This window comes from Moorena sp. SIOASIH, from assembly GCF_010671925.1.
GTDB lineage: Bacteria > Cyanobacteriota > Cyanobacteriia > Cyanobacteriales > Coleofasciculaceae > Moorena.
The window spans coordinates 163,870-181,356 of sequence record NZ_JAAHIH010000005.1 but is presented as its reverse complement, the minus strand read 5'-3'; the positions used below and the strand labels follow the sequence as shown (position 1 = coordinate 181,356).

The 17,487-nt window shown below is 44.8% G+C and carries 15 protein-coding genes; 2 read left to right on the top strand and 13 right to left on the bottom strand.

Translation table 11 applies throughout. From position 1 onward, the window contains the following. Window positions 1-15: 15 nt before the first annotated feature. From F6J90_RS27830 to psbA, 5 genes are all read right to left on the bottom strand, one after another. Complete coding sequence (locus tag F6J90_RS27830) at window positions 16-150, bottom strand: hypothetical protein (RefSeq protein WP_293101109.1); 135 nt, start codon at window positions 148-150, stop codon at window positions 16-18. A 24-nt stretch (window positions 151-174) separates the two neighbouring features. Further along, window positions 175-1,188, bottom strand: coding sequence for a tRNA lysidine(34) synthetase TilS (gene tilS, locus F6J90_RS27825; protein WP_293101106.1), 1,014 nt, complete (start codon window positions 1,186-1,188; stop codon window positions 175-177). Between the two features lie 183 nt (window positions 1,189-1,371). Continuing rightward, a complete protein-coding gene (locus F6J90_RS27820; protein ID WP_293101103.1) occupies window positions 1,372-2,436 on the bottom strand; it encodes a KGK domain-containing protein in 1,065 nt (354 codons plus the stop codon). Between the two features lie 201 nt (window positions 2,437-2,637). After that, entirely contained in the window at window positions 2,638-3,732 is a 1,095-nt protein-coding gene (gene ccsB / locus F6J90_RS27815) for a c-type cytochrome biogenesis protein CcsB (protein WP_293101100.1), read from the bottom strand. Between the two features lie 657 nt (window positions 3,733-4,389). Continuing rightward, window positions 4,390-5,472: a photosystem II q(b) protein gene (gene psbA / locus F6J90_RS27810; RefSeq protein ID WP_293101097.1), complete on the bottom strand. Its 1,083-nt coding sequence runs from the start codon at window positions 5,470-5,472 to the stop codon at window positions 4,390-4,392. Between psbA and F6J90_RS27805 the strand changes: the two genes are divergently transcribed. Then, entirely contained in the window at window positions 5,471-5,599 is a 129-nt protein-coding gene (locus F6J90_RS27805; protein ID WP_293101094.1) for a hypothetical protein, read from the top strand. The genes psbA and F6J90_RS27805 overlap by 2 nt on opposite strands. Window positions 5,600-5,735: 136 nt before the next feature. Here the strand turns inward: F6J90_RS27805 and F6J90_RS27800 are convergent, their stop codons facing one another. Both F6J90_RS27800 and F6J90_RS27795 read right to left on the bottom strand, forming a co-directional pair. Further along, window positions 5,736-7,274: an MBOAT family protein gene (locus F6J90_RS27800; RefSeq protein WP_293101091.1), complete on the bottom strand. Its 1,539-nt coding sequence runs from the start codon at window positions 7,272-7,274 to the stop codon at window positions 5,736-5,738. A gap of 487 nt (window positions 7,275-7,761) precedes the next feature. Beyond that, a complete protein-coding gene (locus F6J90_RS27795; RefSeq protein WP_293101088.1) occupies window positions 7,762-10,881 on the bottom strand; it encodes a DUF1574 family protein in 3,120 nt (1,039 codons plus the stop codon). A 401-nt stretch (window positions 10,882-11,282) separates the two neighbouring features. On the opposite strand from F6J90_RS27795, the gene F6J90_RS27790 reads away from it, so the two are divergent. Then, the gene (locus F6J90_RS27790) at window positions 11,283-11,525 is read left to right on the top strand and encodes a hypothetical protein (RefSeq protein ID WP_293101085.1); all 243 of its coding nucleotides are present in this window, start codon (window positions 11,283-11,285) and stop codon (window positions 11,523-11,525) included. A 58-nt stretch (window positions 11,526-11,583) separates the two neighbouring features. On the opposite strand, the gene F6J90_RS27785 is transcribed toward F6J90_RS27790, so the two are convergent. The 6 genes from F6J90_RS27785 to F6J90_RS27760 form a co-directional block, all read right to left on the bottom strand. Continuing rightward, window positions 11,584-12,594, bottom strand: coding sequence for a pentapeptide repeat-containing protein (locus tag F6J90_RS27785; RefSeq protein ID WP_293101082.1), 1,011 nt, complete (start codon window positions 12,592-12,594; stop codon window positions 11,584-11,586). A 261-nt stretch (window positions 12,595-12,855) separates the two neighbouring features. Further along, window positions 12,856-13,878, bottom strand: coding sequence for a porphobilinogen synthase (hemB, locus tag F6J90_RS27780; RefSeq protein WP_293101079.1), 1,023 nt, complete (start codon window positions 13,876-13,878; stop codon window positions 12,856-12,858). Between the two features lie 261 nt (window positions 13,879-14,139). After that, window positions 14,140-14,886 (bottom strand): CmcI family methyltransferase, encoded by a 747-nt coding sequence (locus tag F6J90_RS27775; RefSeq protein ID WP_293101076.1) that lies wholly within the window; start codon window positions 14,884-14,886, stop codon window positions 14,140-14,142. A gap of 44 nt (window positions 14,887-14,930) precedes the next feature. Continuing rightward, window positions 14,931-15,482 carry an HD domain-containing protein gene (locus F6J90_RS27770; protein WP_293101074.1) on the bottom strand — a complete coding sequence of 184 codons (552 nt, stop codon included), beginning with the start codon at window positions 15,480-15,482 and terminating at the stop codon, window positions 14,931-14,933. 25 nt (window positions 15,483-15,507) lie between these two features. Further along, window positions 15,508-16,623, bottom strand: coding sequence for a TauD/TfdA family dioxygenase (locus F6J90_RS27765; protein ID WP_293101071.1), 1,116 nt, complete (start codon window positions 16,621-16,623; stop codon window positions 15,508-15,510). A gap of 35 nt (window positions 16,624-16,658) precedes the next feature. Beyond that, window positions 16,659-17,285 (bottom strand): class I SAM-dependent methyltransferase, encoded by a 627-nt coding sequence (locus F6J90_RS27760; RefSeq protein ID WP_293101068.1) that lies wholly within the window; start codon window positions 17,283-17,285, stop codon window positions 16,659-16,661. Window positions 17,286-17,487: the final 202 nt, after the last annotated feature.

Below are 17,487 nucleotides of genomic sequence, written 5' to 3'. Positions count from 1 at the left end.
GTTTAAGGTTTAATATTAAATGTTGTTCGCCCCGTATTCGGTGTAGGGTAGGTTGAATGTTAAAGGTTGAATGTTGTTCGCCCCGTATTCGTTGTAGGGTAGGTTGAAGGAGAAAAATTTCTCGGAAACTAAGAGATAGAAGTGTTTCATACTTAATACTTAATACTTAATACTTCATACTTCAGTATTAAGAATAATCCATTCCTCTTCTACCAAGGCTGTTACTCCACCAGGAAAGGATGACGTTCGAGAGCGGTTGGGAGCAGCAATTAAACCAGTCACGGCTTCGATTTGCTCAAAGCTGAGGGCTTTGGTTTGGTTTTCCTGAAGGAACTTCCGAATCACACGACGTTGCAAAGCTAGGGGAGCTTGCTGTAATACCAGACGATTTAATCGTGGAGGGCTATTGCTACCAGGATCTTCCTCTAAACTAGGTACTGCCATGGCTTGTTTTTGGATTTGCTCAGCAGTGTTTTCCAGATATTCCACGTCTGCTCGCAAGATTTCAGCAATTTGGGACAAGGCTGTCTCAACTTGTGGGTTGAAATGGGTTTTTATATAGGGTATTAGCTCTTGGCGGATACGGTTACGGGCATAGTTAAGGTCTTGATTGTAAGCATCCACCCAAATAGAAAGTTGCTGCTGCTCGCAAAACTGGAGAGTTTCGCTACGGGATGTCTCAAGTAGGGGACGCACCAGACGTACTCCAGGAGCAAGAGGTCGTTCCCAGGTCAAAGCTTGCAAGCCATCAGTCCCTGAACCTCTTATCAGGTTATAGAGGACTGTTTCAGCGCGATCGCTTTTTGTGTGACCAGTGACAACAGTGGGATAACCTTGAGTTTGGGCAATGTCAATCAGGGCTTGATAACGCCACTGCCGCGCTGCTGATTCGCTCTTTGTCACTTCAGGGGCGGTTCGTAGATGAAATGGAAGCCCCCAACTTTGAGCAATTTGCTGTACATGAAGGGAAATTCCCTCATCATAGGGCCAACGGTGGTCACAGTGGGCGATTCCTAGCTGCCATTTCCACTTGGGCTGTAAATCTAGGAGTAGTTTGGTTAGGCAAAGGGAATCCTGCCCACCGGATACGGCTACTAAAACCTGCTGATTCTTGGGTAGTAGCTTCTTTTGCCGCAGGGTTCTATGTAGCCGTGCATGAAGAGGTGTCCAACTCGGTATCTCAGACATTAGAGTTGTTATGAATAGTTATCCAAAACTTTGACATTTTGAATTTTGTAGGTCATAGATACCCTAGAATCCTATAAATCCTAAACCCTCAAGGTTCTTGAAAGCTTTGAAATCGGCGTGTTCACTACGATGCTCCCATGTCAACATTTACCAAAACATTTACCAATAGACTATTATTTAAGCTTATTTAAGCTCATTCATTTCTTGCCAGACATCATCCATTAGGGAATTATCATCACCGTTTTCTGATTCTTCATCAAAGGAAATATCGTCCAGTTGAAACATGTCTTCATCACTATCATCAGACATTTCACCGAGATCAAAATCATTACTACTGTCTGTTGATACTGCTGACAAATCCAGCAAATCTTCTTCCGCTGCTGTCGGTGATTCTACGAACTCTATATCTTCCGCACTATCGGAAAATTCTCCTAAATCAAACTCATCTTCTTGATTGGTTGGGGTTTGTTCGAAACCAATATCTTCCTCACTATCGGAAAAGTCTCCTAAATCAAACTCATCTTCTTGACTGCTTGGGGTTTGTTCGAAACCAATATCTTCTTCACTTTCCTGACTTTCGGAAAAGTCTCCTAAATCAAACTCATCTTCTTGATTGGTTGGGGTTTGTTCGAAACTAATATCTTCTTCACTTTCCTGACTATCGGAAAAGTCTCCTAAATCAAACTCATCTTCTTGACTGGTTGGGGTTTGTTCGAGAGCAATGTCTTCATCTGCATCAAGTGTTGGTTTCAGTGTGATCTCATCCGAGATAGCAGTTGAAGCATCTTCCTCCAGTGCTTCAGCTACTGATATTCCAGTAGCAGTCACAGCGGCTGTGGCTGCTCCAACTCCAAGCTCCAATCCAGAATCATTGCTAGTTTCTGGCTCTGCAAGGTCTGGCTGTTCTGCTACCTGGGTTGATGTGCTTTGCAATGTTTCACCACCAATAGCTGATATATCATCAACTTTATCCTGAGTCTCGACAAGGCAAAATTCTAGATTAAGTCTTACCTTGCCTTGCTGCCAGTCATTAGCAGCAAATTGCAACACTTCACAGGGAATACCCGATTCGCTAAACCAACTTTCCTGTTCTGGAGTCCATTCATCCCCTAAAACTTCTACCAATTTCTTTTTGATAGCAACTAAGAATTCACCGACCCTAAAGGTACGGTTACCAATAAAGATTTGAGCAGATTCATCCACTGATAGTACTTCACCAACAGCGAGTGGCTTGAACTGATTATCCACGACTATTTTCCCCGATCAAACTTTTCGATAAGCTTCCATGCCTAGAGGGCAGGAGTTTCATTGCCCAACCATTGAACTAACTATTCCTTTTAGCCAAAGGTGGGTTTCCTAGGGTTAATTCCCCGATACCTCTAGGCATTAAAGCGGGTTTTCAGTAGAAGCAATTTAGGGCATGCACTCAATCACGGAAATATATAGTTCTTAGAAGAACCAGCCGTAGGAATGTAAGCCTTTACCCAATAGATTGACTCCTAGATAGCAAACCCAGACAACTAGAAGTCCTGTTCCTGCCAAAATTGCTGGTCGGCGTCCTTGCCAGCCACGGGTAATGCGGGCATGGAGATAGGCAGCAAACACTAGCCAGGTAATTAATGCCCAGGTTTCTTTTGGGTCCCAACTCCAGTATGAACCCCAAGCCTCGTTTGCCCAAACGGCACCGGCAATAATCCCAATGGTGAGCAGAGGAAATCCCAGCCCAATAATACGATAGCTGATATTATCGAGAGTGTCGGCAATATTTAGCCTCTGGGGTGAGAGGGTGGGTGCTGTGGATACCGATGGTAGAGGTGAGTCGGGGGTAGTGACTAAATCCAGCACTGCTGTAGTACTAGCTGCATTACTCTGTCCCACTTCAGCTAAAGGGGATGAGGTATCAGAGGTAACTAGAGGCTGAGAAATTGGTTGATTACCGGTGCGCTGTAGTTTAAAATTGGAATTCCTTGGTAAGTTATTTGGTAAGTTAGTCTTGCTGCGATAGCCACCAGTGCCGACAGAACTCCCCCGCAGTTCCACGTTCTGACCACGGGTAATCACTAAAAATGCGATCGCTACCAGGGAACCCACCATCAGGGTGGCGTAACTGAGCATCATGATACTAACATGCATCATTAACCAATTGGATTTCAGAGCAGGTACCAATGGAGCACTTTCCTGCATGTCTGGTGGTAGGGATAGAGCGGCAAAGGCGGTAATTCCCATTGCCACTGGTGCAGTAGCCACCCCTACCAATCGGCTGCGACTCATGTTTTCAGCAATTAGATGAACTGTGGTAATTCCCCAGGTTAGGAAAAACAGGGATTCATAGAGATTACTGATCGGGAAGTAGCCCGCCTCTAGCCATCTTGCTCCGAGTAGGGTAGCAGTGCAAAGGTTGGCGGTTGCCATGCCTGATGTTCCTAAGGCTGACAAATAAGGGATTTTAGGAAAAGCGGCTCCTACCCAGTAAATTAACATCGTCACAAACAGGACGAAAAAGGCAATATTATCTAATTTGTTCTGGAGTGTAACCAGATCCATACAGCGTTCTCTCTCAAGTCTTGTATAAAGCTTATATTATTGCAGCATTACTACTATCCTATCGGTTCGATGTGCCCCTTTTGATAGAGTGCTAGTGCCTGATACCGAGTTGTATTCAAAGATAGTAGATTGGTTGGATAGGGAGATGGGGAGATCGGGAGATGGGGAGATCGGGAGATGGGAACCCACCCCTAACCCCCTCATAAGAGTAGGTTTTTAACAAAGACGTGAGGCGCGGGGTGACCGGGTGTGGGGGGTAGGGTGTGGGGGGTAGGTTTTTTACTTTGGAGATAGGTAATAGGTAATGGGTAATGGGTAATGGGTAATGGGGAGATGGGTCGGTAATCGGTGCAAATTATTGTAGATTTTCCGACATATTTTGAGTTCTTTATAACCAATTCCAGTACGTACTCGCCCAAATGTAAAAAACCTACCCTTGTGAGCCCCTAACCCCTCCCAGGAGGGGAATATGGGGAGATGGGGAAATTGGGGGAAGAGAAAGTTGTATGTTTGACCGCAACTTGGTATGAGTACCCACATTCCGCCCCATCAAGTTTGGCACTTGCGGCTCCTTCCTACAAAAAAAGCGCCCTTCCTTACAGAAGAACGCTTGATTGTAAGAGGTGCGATCGCTCGCGCCTCTTTCCCGGGTCAAGATTAACCATTGATGATAGGAGCACTCACAGCAACTGGAGCCACCTCAGCAGCAGCCAAATCGAGGGGGAAGTTGTGAGCATTACGCTCGTGCATCACTTCAAAGCCCAAGTTAGCCCGGTTCAGCACATCAGCCCAGGTGTTGACTACGTGACCTTGAGAATCGAGCACTGACTGGTTGAAGTTGAAGCCGTTCAGGTTGAAGGCCATAGTGCTAATACCCAAAGCAGTAAACCAGATGCCAACCACTGGCCAAGCACCCAAGAAGAAGTGCAAGGAACGGCTGTTGTTGAAGCTAGCATACTGGAAGATCAAACGGCCAAAGTAACCGTGAGCAGCAACGATGTTGTAGGTTTCTTCTTCTTGACCGAACTTGTAACCATAGTTCTGAGACTCGATTTCGGTAGTCTCACGAACCAGAGAAGACGTCACCAGAGAACCGTGCATCGCACTAAACAGCGCACCACCAAATACACCAGCTACACCAAGCATGTGGAAGGGGTGCATCAGGATGTTGTGCTCTGCTTGGAATACGAACATGAAGTTGAAGGTACCACTGATTCCCAGAGGCATGCCATCAGAGAAACTGCCTTGACCAATGGGATAGATCAGGAAAACAGAGGTAGCAGCAGCCACAGGGGCACTGTAAGCTACGCAAATCCAAGGACGCATACCCAGACGATAGCTCAGCTCCCACTGACGACCCATCCAGCAGAAGATGCCAACTAGGAAGTGGAACACAATCAGCTGGTAAGGGCCACCGTTGTATAACCATTCATCCAAGGAAGCGGCTTCCCAAATCGGGTAGAAGTGCAAGCCTATCGCATTTGAGGAAGGTACAACCGCACCAGAAATGATGTTGTTACCGTAGATCAGAGAGCCAGCCACCGGTTCACGGATACCGTCGATGTCCACCGGAGGAGCAGCGATGAAGGCTATGATAAAGCAGATGGTAGCGGTTAGCAAGCAAGGGATCATCAAAACACCGAACCAGCCCACGTAGAGGCGGTTATTGGTGGAAGTGATCCAGTTGCAAAACCGATCCCAAAGATTGCCGCTTTCACGACCTCTTAATGTAGTTGTCATGGTTCAAATATTATGGCAATTAACGGAAATTGCCCAAGGTGAAGATGCGGTGCGACCCCGGTCGGGTTTACCGACAAGCGTGAACGCGCACCAAGAGAATAGTCTTCTTGCCTTGGCTTATAATTAATACTATTAACACTAATCTTGAATCTCCACTTTTTTTGATATTTCTTAATATCAACGAAATTTTTACTTGGTTTATTTTGCATTTTTTAAATTAATTACACATTTATTTGCTTTAATTAATCTTTATTTAAGTAACTTCAAAAATCGAAATAAATGTAAGGGAGACCACTCTGAGGAGCAAACAACCAAACTACGTAGAGACCTACTGGCACCAACAACAACTTCACCGGCCAGTTGAGTTGTAATTTCAGACCCCTTCGGATACTGTAAACCCCAGCCATTGAGGCTGCTAAGCTAACTAACAGGAGAACCACCCAGAAGCGTTCCATACCAATAGCGGTTAAGTAGACTTTTTGAGAAAATTGGATGTCAGCTGGGTGACTCCAGAGATTCTGGATGACTAAACTGGCTTGTTTGAGATTGGGGATGCGGAAAAAAATCCAGGCAGTAAACACCATAAATTGGGTCAAAAACCAGCTGACCAAGACCCCTGACCAACTTTGCCACCAACGTTTTATCCCATCTCTATTTTCACAGAAAGCTTCGGTCAAGCGATGAAGAACTAACGCCAGACCATGCAAGCCACCCCAGGCCACAAATCCCCAAGCTGCTCCATGCCAGATACCAATAATGACCATTACAATGAATAAGTTAACGCAGGTACGAGCAACCCCTTTACGGGAACCGCCCAAGGGAAAGTAGAGATAGTTACGGATCCAATCCCCTAGAGTGATGTGCCAGCGACGCCAGAAATCCGCAATGCTGATACTGAAATAGGGAAAATCAAAGTTTTCTGGAAGATTAATGCCCAGTAACACTGCACTACCACGGGCAATGTCTACATAGCCGCTGAAATCGAAATAGAGTTGTAAACCGTAGGCAAAGATAGCTAACCATAAATCTCCACTACCAGCCCGTTCTATATTACCAAAACACAAATCAACAAAAATACCGATGTGGTCGGCTAACAGTGCCTTTTTAATCGCACCAGATGTAATCAACCAAAGTCCTTCTGTTGCTCGGTCAAGACTTGGAAATTGTAAGGTTTTAAGTTCAAGAGCAAACGGATGATAACGAGTAATTGGACCAGAAATCAGTTTAGGAAAAAACAACTTATAAGCAGCAAACTGTAGTAGATTACGAGTGGCAGGAGCACCACGATAGACATCAATGATATAAGCAATGCCCTCAAAGATAAAAAACGAGATTCCTAGAGGAACAATTAAGTTATCCTTAATCCAATTAGCCCCATCTTGGGCAAGGGAAAAGTTGAGGATTACTGCCAAATTTGACAAGAGAAAAGGAATATACTTGAAGCCCAGCAAAAAGATAACATTTAGGAATATCCCTAGCCACAATAGTCTTGACCGTCGGTTATTCCAAAAACTATCAGCCAATAGCCATTCTTCATTGGAGAGATGATAATTAGTAGCATGGGAACCAGGAACTGTATTCGCCCCAAGTGCTTGTCCAAAGTAAAAATTAATTAGGGTAATCAATACCAACAGGGGAATGTATTGGATTTGTAGTGAAGCATAAAAGATTAGACTGCTAATTAATAAAACCAAAAGTTTTAGTTTGGGAGAACCTGTGGCAGCTGTAGAACGTTGCACCAACCAGTAGATTCCCAAAACTGCTAGCAAGAAACAGCTGTAGGTAATCGAAATAAATGACATAAAGATAAAGGATGAAGGATGTTCGCCTGATAGCGTTACCCTAGGGTAGGCTGAAGGGTTAATATCGTTTCGGTTTGAATACTTATAGCGGTTTGCGTGTAGGTTAAGTATAATTACGAATCTTGACTAGTGACTAGTGACTAGTCACTAGTCACTACTTGTTCTTATGGTAATTAGCTTAATTGCAAACCGCTATATAATTGGGTGCATCTCATATTTGTAAAAAAGAAGGGAAGTGTGGGAAGTGTGGGCAGGGTGGGGAGGCTGGGAAGTATGGGAATTATGGGAATCTTATTATAATTTTGCCTAATTTAAAAAGCGATGCAGAGGTGCGACCCGTGATGGCAAGGGATTGCTCGCCATCACGGAAAACGCACCATTACGGTCTTGGGGGTCTCCCATGAGCGACTGCATCAAGACAGTGAGATGCACCCATATAATTAGGGTTTGTTCGTCAATTTAAAACTTAATAATTAATGATTAATCCCTAATGATTAATCACTAATGACCAAGGCATCATTGGATCTTTAGCCAACTGGTTAGAAACTTGGTAAGCACCATAGCGGTTGAGATGACTGGGGTCGGAAAAGTAGTCATGTTTAGTTAGCAACATCTTGTTGAAATCTCTGAAAATCAATCCCCCTTCTAAATCCAAGTTGTACATGTATCGCTGAAATTGTTTCTCATATTTGCTCCGCACTGGATCTAAATATTCTTTGGTCAGGGGTAGGTTGACCATAACGATACTAACGTCATGCTTCTGGGCAAATTCCAGCAAGTTTCTTAGGGCTCTGTCTTGCTGACCTCCTAGCTGAAAATACCGGTAATCACCATCATAAATACCGGGAACTTTAGGATGTTTCTGGTAGTAGGTAGCGGTGTTAAAACGAGTTGACAGGGGAAGGAAGCCATCAAAGTCAATTTTCCAGGTTGGGGATAATGTATGTTGAGGCTTGTTGGCAGTCTGGGTTGTTTCTGATTGCAGGAACTTTTCTAGGTCAAGCAACTTTTCCCGTAACAGAGATTTGAGCTGGCTTCGGTGAGGATAAGTTAACGAAATTTTGGCTATTGACTGATTTAGCCAGCCACTGATGAACTGATAACTATCATTCAAAACCTCTAGAGGTTGGTCTTTGGCATCTGTCGGTAATGGTGGTTGTTTAGTACGGTTCGGAAAAACTCCTGCCATTAGAGCTTGGTAGCCTGGTGATGCGATAATCGAGTTGTAGGTAGCATCAACTCGACCATTGTTAAAGGCTCTTACCCCATCAGCCCAAATAATCAATTTAGGCAGTTGCTCCGGAGTTAAGACGCGCCGAACCATGAAGTCTACTACCTGAGCTGTGGCACCATTAACCCCAAAGTTAAACACGTCAATGTCAGGATAGCCCTGCTCTTCTAAGGCATCTTGCAGGGCAATGGGATCGATTCCCCGCATAGCTCTGGAACTCCCCATAATCAGTACATCAGGGATACCACTTTGAAGCAGGCGTTGTTGGTACAGAGCTAGCTTTTCATCTAACATCTGGTTATTGAATGAAGGATTGGGCGATCGCGCTGCGGCCAGCATGGCTGCCATGGTAGCATTGCCGTTTTCATTCACAATCACCATGGTATCCCCAGGAGCAGTAAAACCAGAGGTGTTGAAGTTTGCAGTCCCGAGACCTGCCCCTTTTTGTAAAGATATTTGGGGCAAAGCAATGGGTTTGGCTGATGAGTGAGTCACTGCCTTTACTTCCGCTGACGGTGAGGCTTGAGACTGTAGGAGCTCACTAAAACGCCAATCTGTGATCAGTGTTAGTAGTAATCCTGCTACGCCCCATACCATGGCTACTGCTACGCCTTGGATAGATAATTTCCCCTTTGCCTGTCTCTTGTTTGAGAAGGCTGCCATGTCTTGGTTTTCTACAGTGGGTACAAATAGCTGAGAGTAGCATAGCAAACGCTGGAGTATGTAAACTACACCATTAACTGCTCCTTTTAAACCCTGGTTGAGATCGTCGTGGGTTAGATCACGACGCAGTACTGGTTCCCCAGTTGGAGTTACCAAATCACTGAGGTAGGCATCTGAGGCAGCAAACTCTGGGGTAGCTTCTGGGACTAGACGCTGTCGATGAACAAAATCCACCCCATAGTTCCAGGAGGGGGAGGTAGCACCAGCGCGACGTCCATAAAGCCGTAAGCCAGTAATTTCGGACATAGCCAGCTGCTCTAGGAAGCGGGTAATTTTTCGAGTGACCTTAGATTTTCGAGGACAGACCGTTGCCTCGCTCATGATGTGCAACAAGTCTTGTTTACGGCGAATTTTTACCCTGATTCCACCTGTTACCAATCGTTGGTCAATGTCGGGATTGAGTAAGCGTTCCAACAAAAAGGTCAAGGCATCGTGATGCCCTGTTTGGGCTAAGGAATAGGTGGATTCTCCTAAACTCTGGTGGTCTCCTGCTGGTAAGTTGAGCCAGTGAATCCAGGCTGGGGATTCGGTTTCTGGCAGTAAGGAATTGTTGGCAGCTTGACCATTGTTTCCAAAGGGGTATTGGAGAGAGTCAGCTTCCTGAGACAGTAAGGTTTGACTAGGGAACTGACTTGACTCTACACCATAAATAGTTGCACCCTGGATTCCTTGAGGAGCGATTAAATCCAGTACTGAGGCAATGGCACTGACTACAGTTTCTTTTTCTGGGGCAATAGTTTTCCGGCGGTGGATGACGCTACAAAATACATGTAGGGTGCTTTCTTTAAGAATGGCTCTAACGGTTATTCCTACCGCTGCTAACCCCTGATTTAATAACCGCTGGATTGCTTCTACATCTCCCCAACGAGCCCATTCCTTCAGGACTTCTTCTGGAGGGGTCAAATCCACTCGCAGCTTCCAATCAGGAGTGGCTTCGCCACTTACCTGAAAGCAAATCAGGGCATCTCGAAACCCTTGGAGTTGCAAGGAATGTAACCGGTCGATGATGGGCTCAGATAGTAAGGAGGGATCGGGGCTGTAGTTAGAATTACAAATTATCCAGAGCCGTCGGTTAGGGGGTGAAGGGTGAAGGTTAGTTTGTTTAAGGTTAGAACTTGCCCTTGAAAATCTTCTAGCTTTGGAATCTTGGTGTTGGATCCGGACTTTAACACTGACACCTAGGTAACTGAGGGATTCACTGAGATAACGAGCGATCGCATCTGGAGAACCAGAACGGGCAAGACTTTCGTTTGAGACAGTTAATTCCGCATCAGTGGTTATGGCATCGAAAGACCTCTGAGAAGATTGGTTAGAAGCATTAGTGGCATCATCGGTCGGTAGTTTGATAGCGATTTGCTTAATCCAGTCTGGACGCTTGTGCCCCACTCGACGCCCATAAACAATTATTTGATAGATCGGGTTTACTAAGTCTAGGGGAAACTGAACTTCTCCCTGTTGGAGTTTCAGGGCTTTGATCAGGCGGTTGACCACCTTATTGGCTTCTACTCCCTGAGGGTGTTCACAGAGAATGTGCAAATTGTTCCCTCGCAAACGGATTCGTATGGATAACCCAGGTTGCCTAATGGCACAATAAGCCCACTTGGCAAGGGAGGACGGAGGAGCTTTTGGGAGACGCTGATCGACATCCAACATCACAAATTGATTAACTGGACTGGTAACGGACGAATGATTTCTTCATATCTTAGATGCTCGCCTTGATTTAAGCACAATTTTGTTAAAACTATAGGACTTACGGAGTTTAGTTGTTTTTGCCCCCCTGCCCCCCAATTTTGGGGGGTAATGATGTCAAAGTCCCCCAGAATTGGGGGATTTAGGGGGCACTTGCGTAAGTCCTGGATTACTGATTTGTTGGGCAAATAAAATTAATGTAGCTGACAATAGAGGTTGAAATTCTCACTCACAGGACTAAATGGTAATGGGTTCTCAAGTCAATACTACTTCGGTAGCAGCCCATTGCTGCGTAACTCCTGCTCAAGGCACCCGATGTTAAATTTTCGCCTTTGTTTAGTTCTTTTGTACTAAAACTAACCCAGATGTCTTCTTCTAAACCCGAAATACCAGAAATCAGGTCAGCAGACCTGTTTACATTAGAAATGCCCACGAAATTCTTCGTAAGTCTAGGCACTGCTCCAATGCTCTTAGGTATACTCTCAATACAAGCTATCGGTTCATGGTTAGAAACCACAGGTATTAGTAGTGAGGAAGTGTTTCGAGGGGAGAGATTGCCTGTTCTCCCCTTCCCAGATTTGGAAAGGGATGAGCAAGATGATCAATAGTTGAAATTTAATTCAAATTTGCTGTTCTTTTTGCTATCGATCTACTACAGAGTTGGTATTAGTTGTGGATACTGCCATCGGGCAAAACTGCCCCGGTTAGGTTTGCCCCTGTCAGTTTTACCAAGAGCTTACCATTAGAACCCACTTTAGCTCCACTCATGTCAGCTCCACTCAAATCAGCTCCACTCAAATCAGCTCCAATCAGATTAGCCTCTCGTAAGTTAGCCTTACTGAGGTTAGCTTGAAATAAATTGGCTCTAAATAGATTAGCACCTTCGAGGTTAGCCTCAGCAAGATTGACCCGATGGAGAAAGCAGTCTTTTAGGTTAGCCTGACTTAAGTTAGCGGATTGGAGATTCCGATTTGAGAAGTCTCTTTCTTTGAGGTCTGCTCCCCTAAAATCAGCACCACTCAAGTCAGGAGGGGCTTTGGGAGTCCGAGTTTGGGCGGTCGTCGATGGCTGGGTTCTAGAATTACCGGGGGGCTGGGCAGTCCGAGCTTGGGCTTGAGTAGTCCGAGTTTGGGCGGGAGTGGATGGTTGGGCTCTTGATTCAGCAGGGGGCTTGGGATTCTGAGGTTGGGCGGGAGTGTATGGTTGAGCTCTTGATTCAGCAGGGGTCTTGGGAGTCCGAGGTTGGGCGGGAGTGTATGGTTGGGCTCTAGCGTTAGTAGGAGTCTTGGGAGTCCGAGGTTGAGCGGTCGTCGATGGTTGGGCTCTAGATCGTTCTGGTTGTTTGTATTTGTAATAGTTTGGTGGGTTTGGCTGAGGTGATGGTGGTGGTTTTGGTCTTGGATTTGAATTACGATAATTCCGATACTGTGTTCTGCCCCTAGCTTGTTTTTGTGAAGCAGTGGGTGATTTATGATGCGATCGCAATTTTTCTCGTGCCTGATTGAGTAACTTAAGTTTTTCTTCAGCTTTTTGCTTGAGGCGAGGATTATCCTCAGGAACACGATCGGGATGCCAAATAAATGCTAAATCCTTGTAAGCCTGGTTCACTTCTTCCGGTGATGCTCCAGGCTCCAGTTCAAGAACTCTATAGCATTGCTCTAGCTCATTTTGCTTCACCACCATATTATGTGTAACCTAGCGACTTTTCCTTTCTCGACTCTAGACTATCAACTATAGGCTTGCTTGTGTTTTTCCCTATAGTCTACAGACTACAGCCTAGGTAAGCATTCAGCGGTCAGCGATCAGCTATCAGCGATCAGTTACAAGCTATCAGCGTGTCGAGTATCAGCTATTAACCAAAGGCAAAAGGCTGACCGCTGACCGCTGACCGCTGACCGCTGACCGCTGATAACTGACCGCTAACTACGGTTCAATGCCTTACTGCAGGATTGTAGCTACTTCTTTGGCAAAATAGGTCAATATTAAGTCAGCACCAGCCCGCTTCATGCTAGTCAGGGTTTCCATCATGACTTTTTTCTCATCAATCCAGCCATTCTGACCGGCTGCTTTAATCATGGCGTACTCACCACTAACATTGTATGCAGCAACGGGTAAATTAGTATGCTGTCTCACCCGGTGGATAACATCCATATAGGCTAAAGCTGGCTTAACCATCACCATATCTGCCCCTTCTGAGATATCTAAGTCAATTTCTTTTAGGGCTTCAAGGGCGTTAGCGGGATCCATTTGGTAAGTCTTTTTGTCACCAAATTTAGGAGCTGAATCTAGGGCATCCCGGAATGGTCCATAATAAGCGGAGGCGTATTTAGCTGAATAGGCCAAAATTCCGACATCAGTGTAGCCTTCACCATCTAGAGCTTTACGAATTGCACCAATGCGTCCATCCATCATGTCGGAAGGCGCTACCATATCTGCCCCAGCTGCAGCTTGAGATAAGGCCATTTTTATCAAAACTTCCACGGTGGCGTCATTTAGGATAGTGCCATCTTCGGTGACAATGCCATCATGACCATCACTGGAAAAGGGATCAAGGGCAACATCGGTAATCACTACCAGCTCTGGAACTTCTTGCTTAATTGCTCTGATGGTGCGTTGAATTAATCCATCAGGGTTGTAGCTTTCAGTACCGGTAGCATCTTTCAAGTCCTGGGGGATGAGGGGGAAAAGTGCGATCGCATTAATCCCCAGCTCAAATGCCTCGGTTACTTCTTTGAGCAATAAGTCCAGAGAATAGCGGTAACACCCTGGCATGGACTTCACTTCTGGTTTTAGACCCTGACCTTCCATCACAAATACTGGATAAATCAGGTCATTAACCGTCAGTTGAGTCTCTTGAACCATCCGACGTAAGGCTGCTGTACGGCGCAGACGTCGAGGCCGATGGGTTAATTGGAGTTGGTCAACGGCTGTGGACTTGTCAATCAAGTTGGGTAAGGACATAGTGAATCCGGTAGTAGATGTGAACTTGAGTTAAGTCTGTTAAATTCGTGAAGTTCATTATCAAGCATTTTGGTTTCAAAAATTATTCTGCGCAATAAAACTTTGATTTTGCCGGTTGACTTGACCGGTGACGGTTTGTTGTCAGGGGTGAGGGGAGTGGTCGATTAAGGGGAGTAAGGGATAATCGGTTGCTCGGTCTGGGGGGAGATCAGCTAGTAGGGTGCGTTAATTACGCACCCTACTCGACTAACACCTTTCAATTCAAACTCTCTTGAGAATCGAGTTCCAGTTTTTTGACCCGTTGTAGCCGTACATATCCTGATAGTAGGTATCTATCAGATAGTCGTCTTCGTGGTTTTTCAACCAATCCCTCAAATCCTTCAGTTTCCGCGCTCCTTCCTCAACTTCGGCAGCATCATCCCAGTGTTTGCGCCAATAATCCCACATTGATTGGCTCGTGTCCTCAACAATTAAGTAGTCTCCACTCTGAAAGCCATTTTGATGAAAATATTCTAGGATACCAACCAGATTGACGTGGGAGTCTTCAATCAGCAACCAAGGATGAGGCAGATCCCAAAGCATTTGACCAGGAAAGGTAGCAGCCAAGTCATTGGAATCTCCCTGCAAAAAATGCACCCGAGAGTCTTGTTTTGCTCCCTCGTCTAAAAGCGAGAGATCGATATCCATCGAATAGACTCTACCTTTTATGCCAAATAGTTCCAAATGATCCGCCAACCAAATGGCACTTCCTCCGTTAAATGCACCAAGTTCGATAATCGTTTTTGGTTGGAGTTCGTGGATTAACATAGGGTAGACCCCAATTTCGGTTACGGACTTATTCAGAATTATCCCTTTCCAAGTCTGTAACATGGCATTTTCCAGCAGAGGAATCCAAGCTTCAACAGGAATATCGCATCGATCTATTCGTTCTGAGATTTTAGCAAATCGCTTGGGATTTAACCGTTGACTATGGTGTTGTTTTTCTTGGAGAACAGTTTTATAATCCATAATTATTGTTTTAAAAAATAACTTTATTGGCAATCCTTTTTCTGCTAAATAATGGGTTGGCGACTGAAAACAGAATCGAGCATCGGTCGGAAATCAGACAGAGACATGGTGTCATAATTAGGGTCAAAAGATAATTGATCCCAGCGATCGCAGAAAATAATGGTTTGCTCAAAAGCCGGATGACCTTTGAACTTGTTGCGCTCATGGCGATCGCCACCAATAAAGTGCTGAAAGTAATAGCCTTGAAACACTTCGTGATGTTCTATCATCCAGGCATTTTCCGGAGACACATAAGGCCGTAAAATTGCGGCGGCCACTTGACCGTGATTGTAGGGCGCGAGGTCATCACCAATATCGTGTAGCAGGGCACAAACAACCATTTCTTCATCAGCACCATCCCGGAATGCCCGAGTGGCTGTTTGTAAGCAATGTTCTAAGCGGTCTACTTGACTTCCCATCTTATGACCGCGCAAGTCTAGCAATGTTTTAACAATTCGGTCTGTCAGACTGTTTACAAGTTCTTCAAAACATTGATTCGTAAAATCCCACTGTTCCTTAGTCAGGGTATCCATTCTTGTATAACCCGTGATAGTCATAATTCCATAATCCTATTGCTTATCTTTAAAAAGACTGAACCTGGTGGAAATCCTGTCGTCCCGCAAAGTAGTTCCAATCCATATATGCTGTTTCCAGGTGTCTAGATCCAGAACTGGCGTCAAAAGCTTTGCGTCCATGCATAATTCTCCAATTCTGCACTAACAGGCAGTCTCCAGCTTGCATCCGAAAACAGTATTCGTAAGCCGGTTTTTTTAGGTAGCGAAAGAACCCATAGTAAGCTTCATAAAAGCTTTCCATCTGCTCGAATGGTAAATCTAATCCCAAATTTTTGTGGCTGAAGAAGATGTTAGTTACTTCCTCAGTGTCGTTTAGTTTGATAATCGGTTTTGTCTGGGAAACATAATAATCCCAGTCCTGGTACAGTTGCCAAAAGGTGACAGGGGTTCGAGCCAAAATTTCAAAGTAGTGGGGATAATCTTGACGAAAATCCTGAGCCACACGAAACCCGTCTACTACGGTGGACTCACCCCCAGAAGCTTCATTTTCCACACAATAGAGCAGTTGGACAATGGGTGGGGTAGGGAGGAAGGTGATATCCGTATGGGGTGATAAGGCATTACCCGCTGCTGAGAGAGACAAGTCTTGACCATTTGGGATCGCATTAACTGTGGAGTAGCGTCCGTATTGAGCTAGATAGTAAATTGGTCCAATGGAAGAGACGAAAGTCTCTAACTTCTCCCAAGGCATTTTTCGCAATAGGGTAAACCCTAGGGTAGAAAGTTGATTCATCCAGCATTCAAAAGAACCATTACCATATTCACACCAATCTGGTGGATTGGCATCTAACCAAGCTTTGTCCCAAAGTTGCTTTTCCCTAGGAGATAACCTAGGTTCCGGTTTGGGGTCGTAGGCACGACTCAGGAGCCAAGATCGGGGAAAAATACTGCGGTGGGCAGGGTCTTCATCCCAGTCAATGATGAGTTTTTCATCTTGGAACTGCACGGATTTGGGTTTTGGCAGTTCTAGGCGATCGCTGAGATCGTTAATTTTCTGAAACGAACTGGGATGATAACACTTAGGACACAAACAATGGTCATATAACCAGATGTAATGAAACCGCTTCCCGGCAAGAGTTAGAAAGCGATCGCTTTGAATTAACTCTTTCTGTAATTTAAGCATTTGTTTTTCTGTTCCTTCTAGTTTGATACCAAGAACTAGCAAACTTTATAGGCCCAGACTTGTAAATAAATATCTGGTTCAGCTTCCGGTAAGTTTAGAAATGGCTCTCCTTTTTCAACTAACGTCCATTTACCAGCAGCTTCTAGGGCTGGTTGCTTTTCTTTAAAATCACTATTCTGGTAATAATCGGGACGAATAGTAAAAATGATATATCCCCCTGGCTTAGTAATACGAATTAGTTCATCAAAACCACTGCTGGGAGCATGGCCTAATGTGAAGGTTCCGACGCTAATAATCCCATCAAAGGTGTCAGTTGCCAACGCTAAAGGTTCGCCCAATATTCCTTGGTGAAGTGCGATGTAAACGTTCTTTTTTCTCGCTTCTTCCAGCATCCCTGCTGAAATATCCATTGCCTCTAGATTGCCATATCCGCGCTGATGCAAAAGTTGCCCGACTAGCCCAGTTCCCGCCCCAGCATCTAAAATTTTGGCTTCTTTAGAGAGATACTTGACCAAAACCTCGATAGCTGGTTCTGGTCCGGTATAGTTCTCGGGCAGCAAATCTTGCTCGTACTCCTTAGCCCATACATCATACCTTTCGGCTAATTCTTGATTGTTTTTAGAACTGTAGACCCAATGTACCGTATCTGTTTTTTTACTCATTTGTTTGGCATTTATTAGCGTGATATTGCATTATTTTTTAAGTCTTTATGTACCGTTAATTTCCTATTGCTTAACAAGGCAAAAAATCGACACAATTAAGGCATACGAAACACAGCTTACTACTAGGAAACCATCTATCAAACTTCAAACGCTAACCCTACGGGTATAAAGGTAGTCTTCTTGATCTTAAAGATAAAACAAC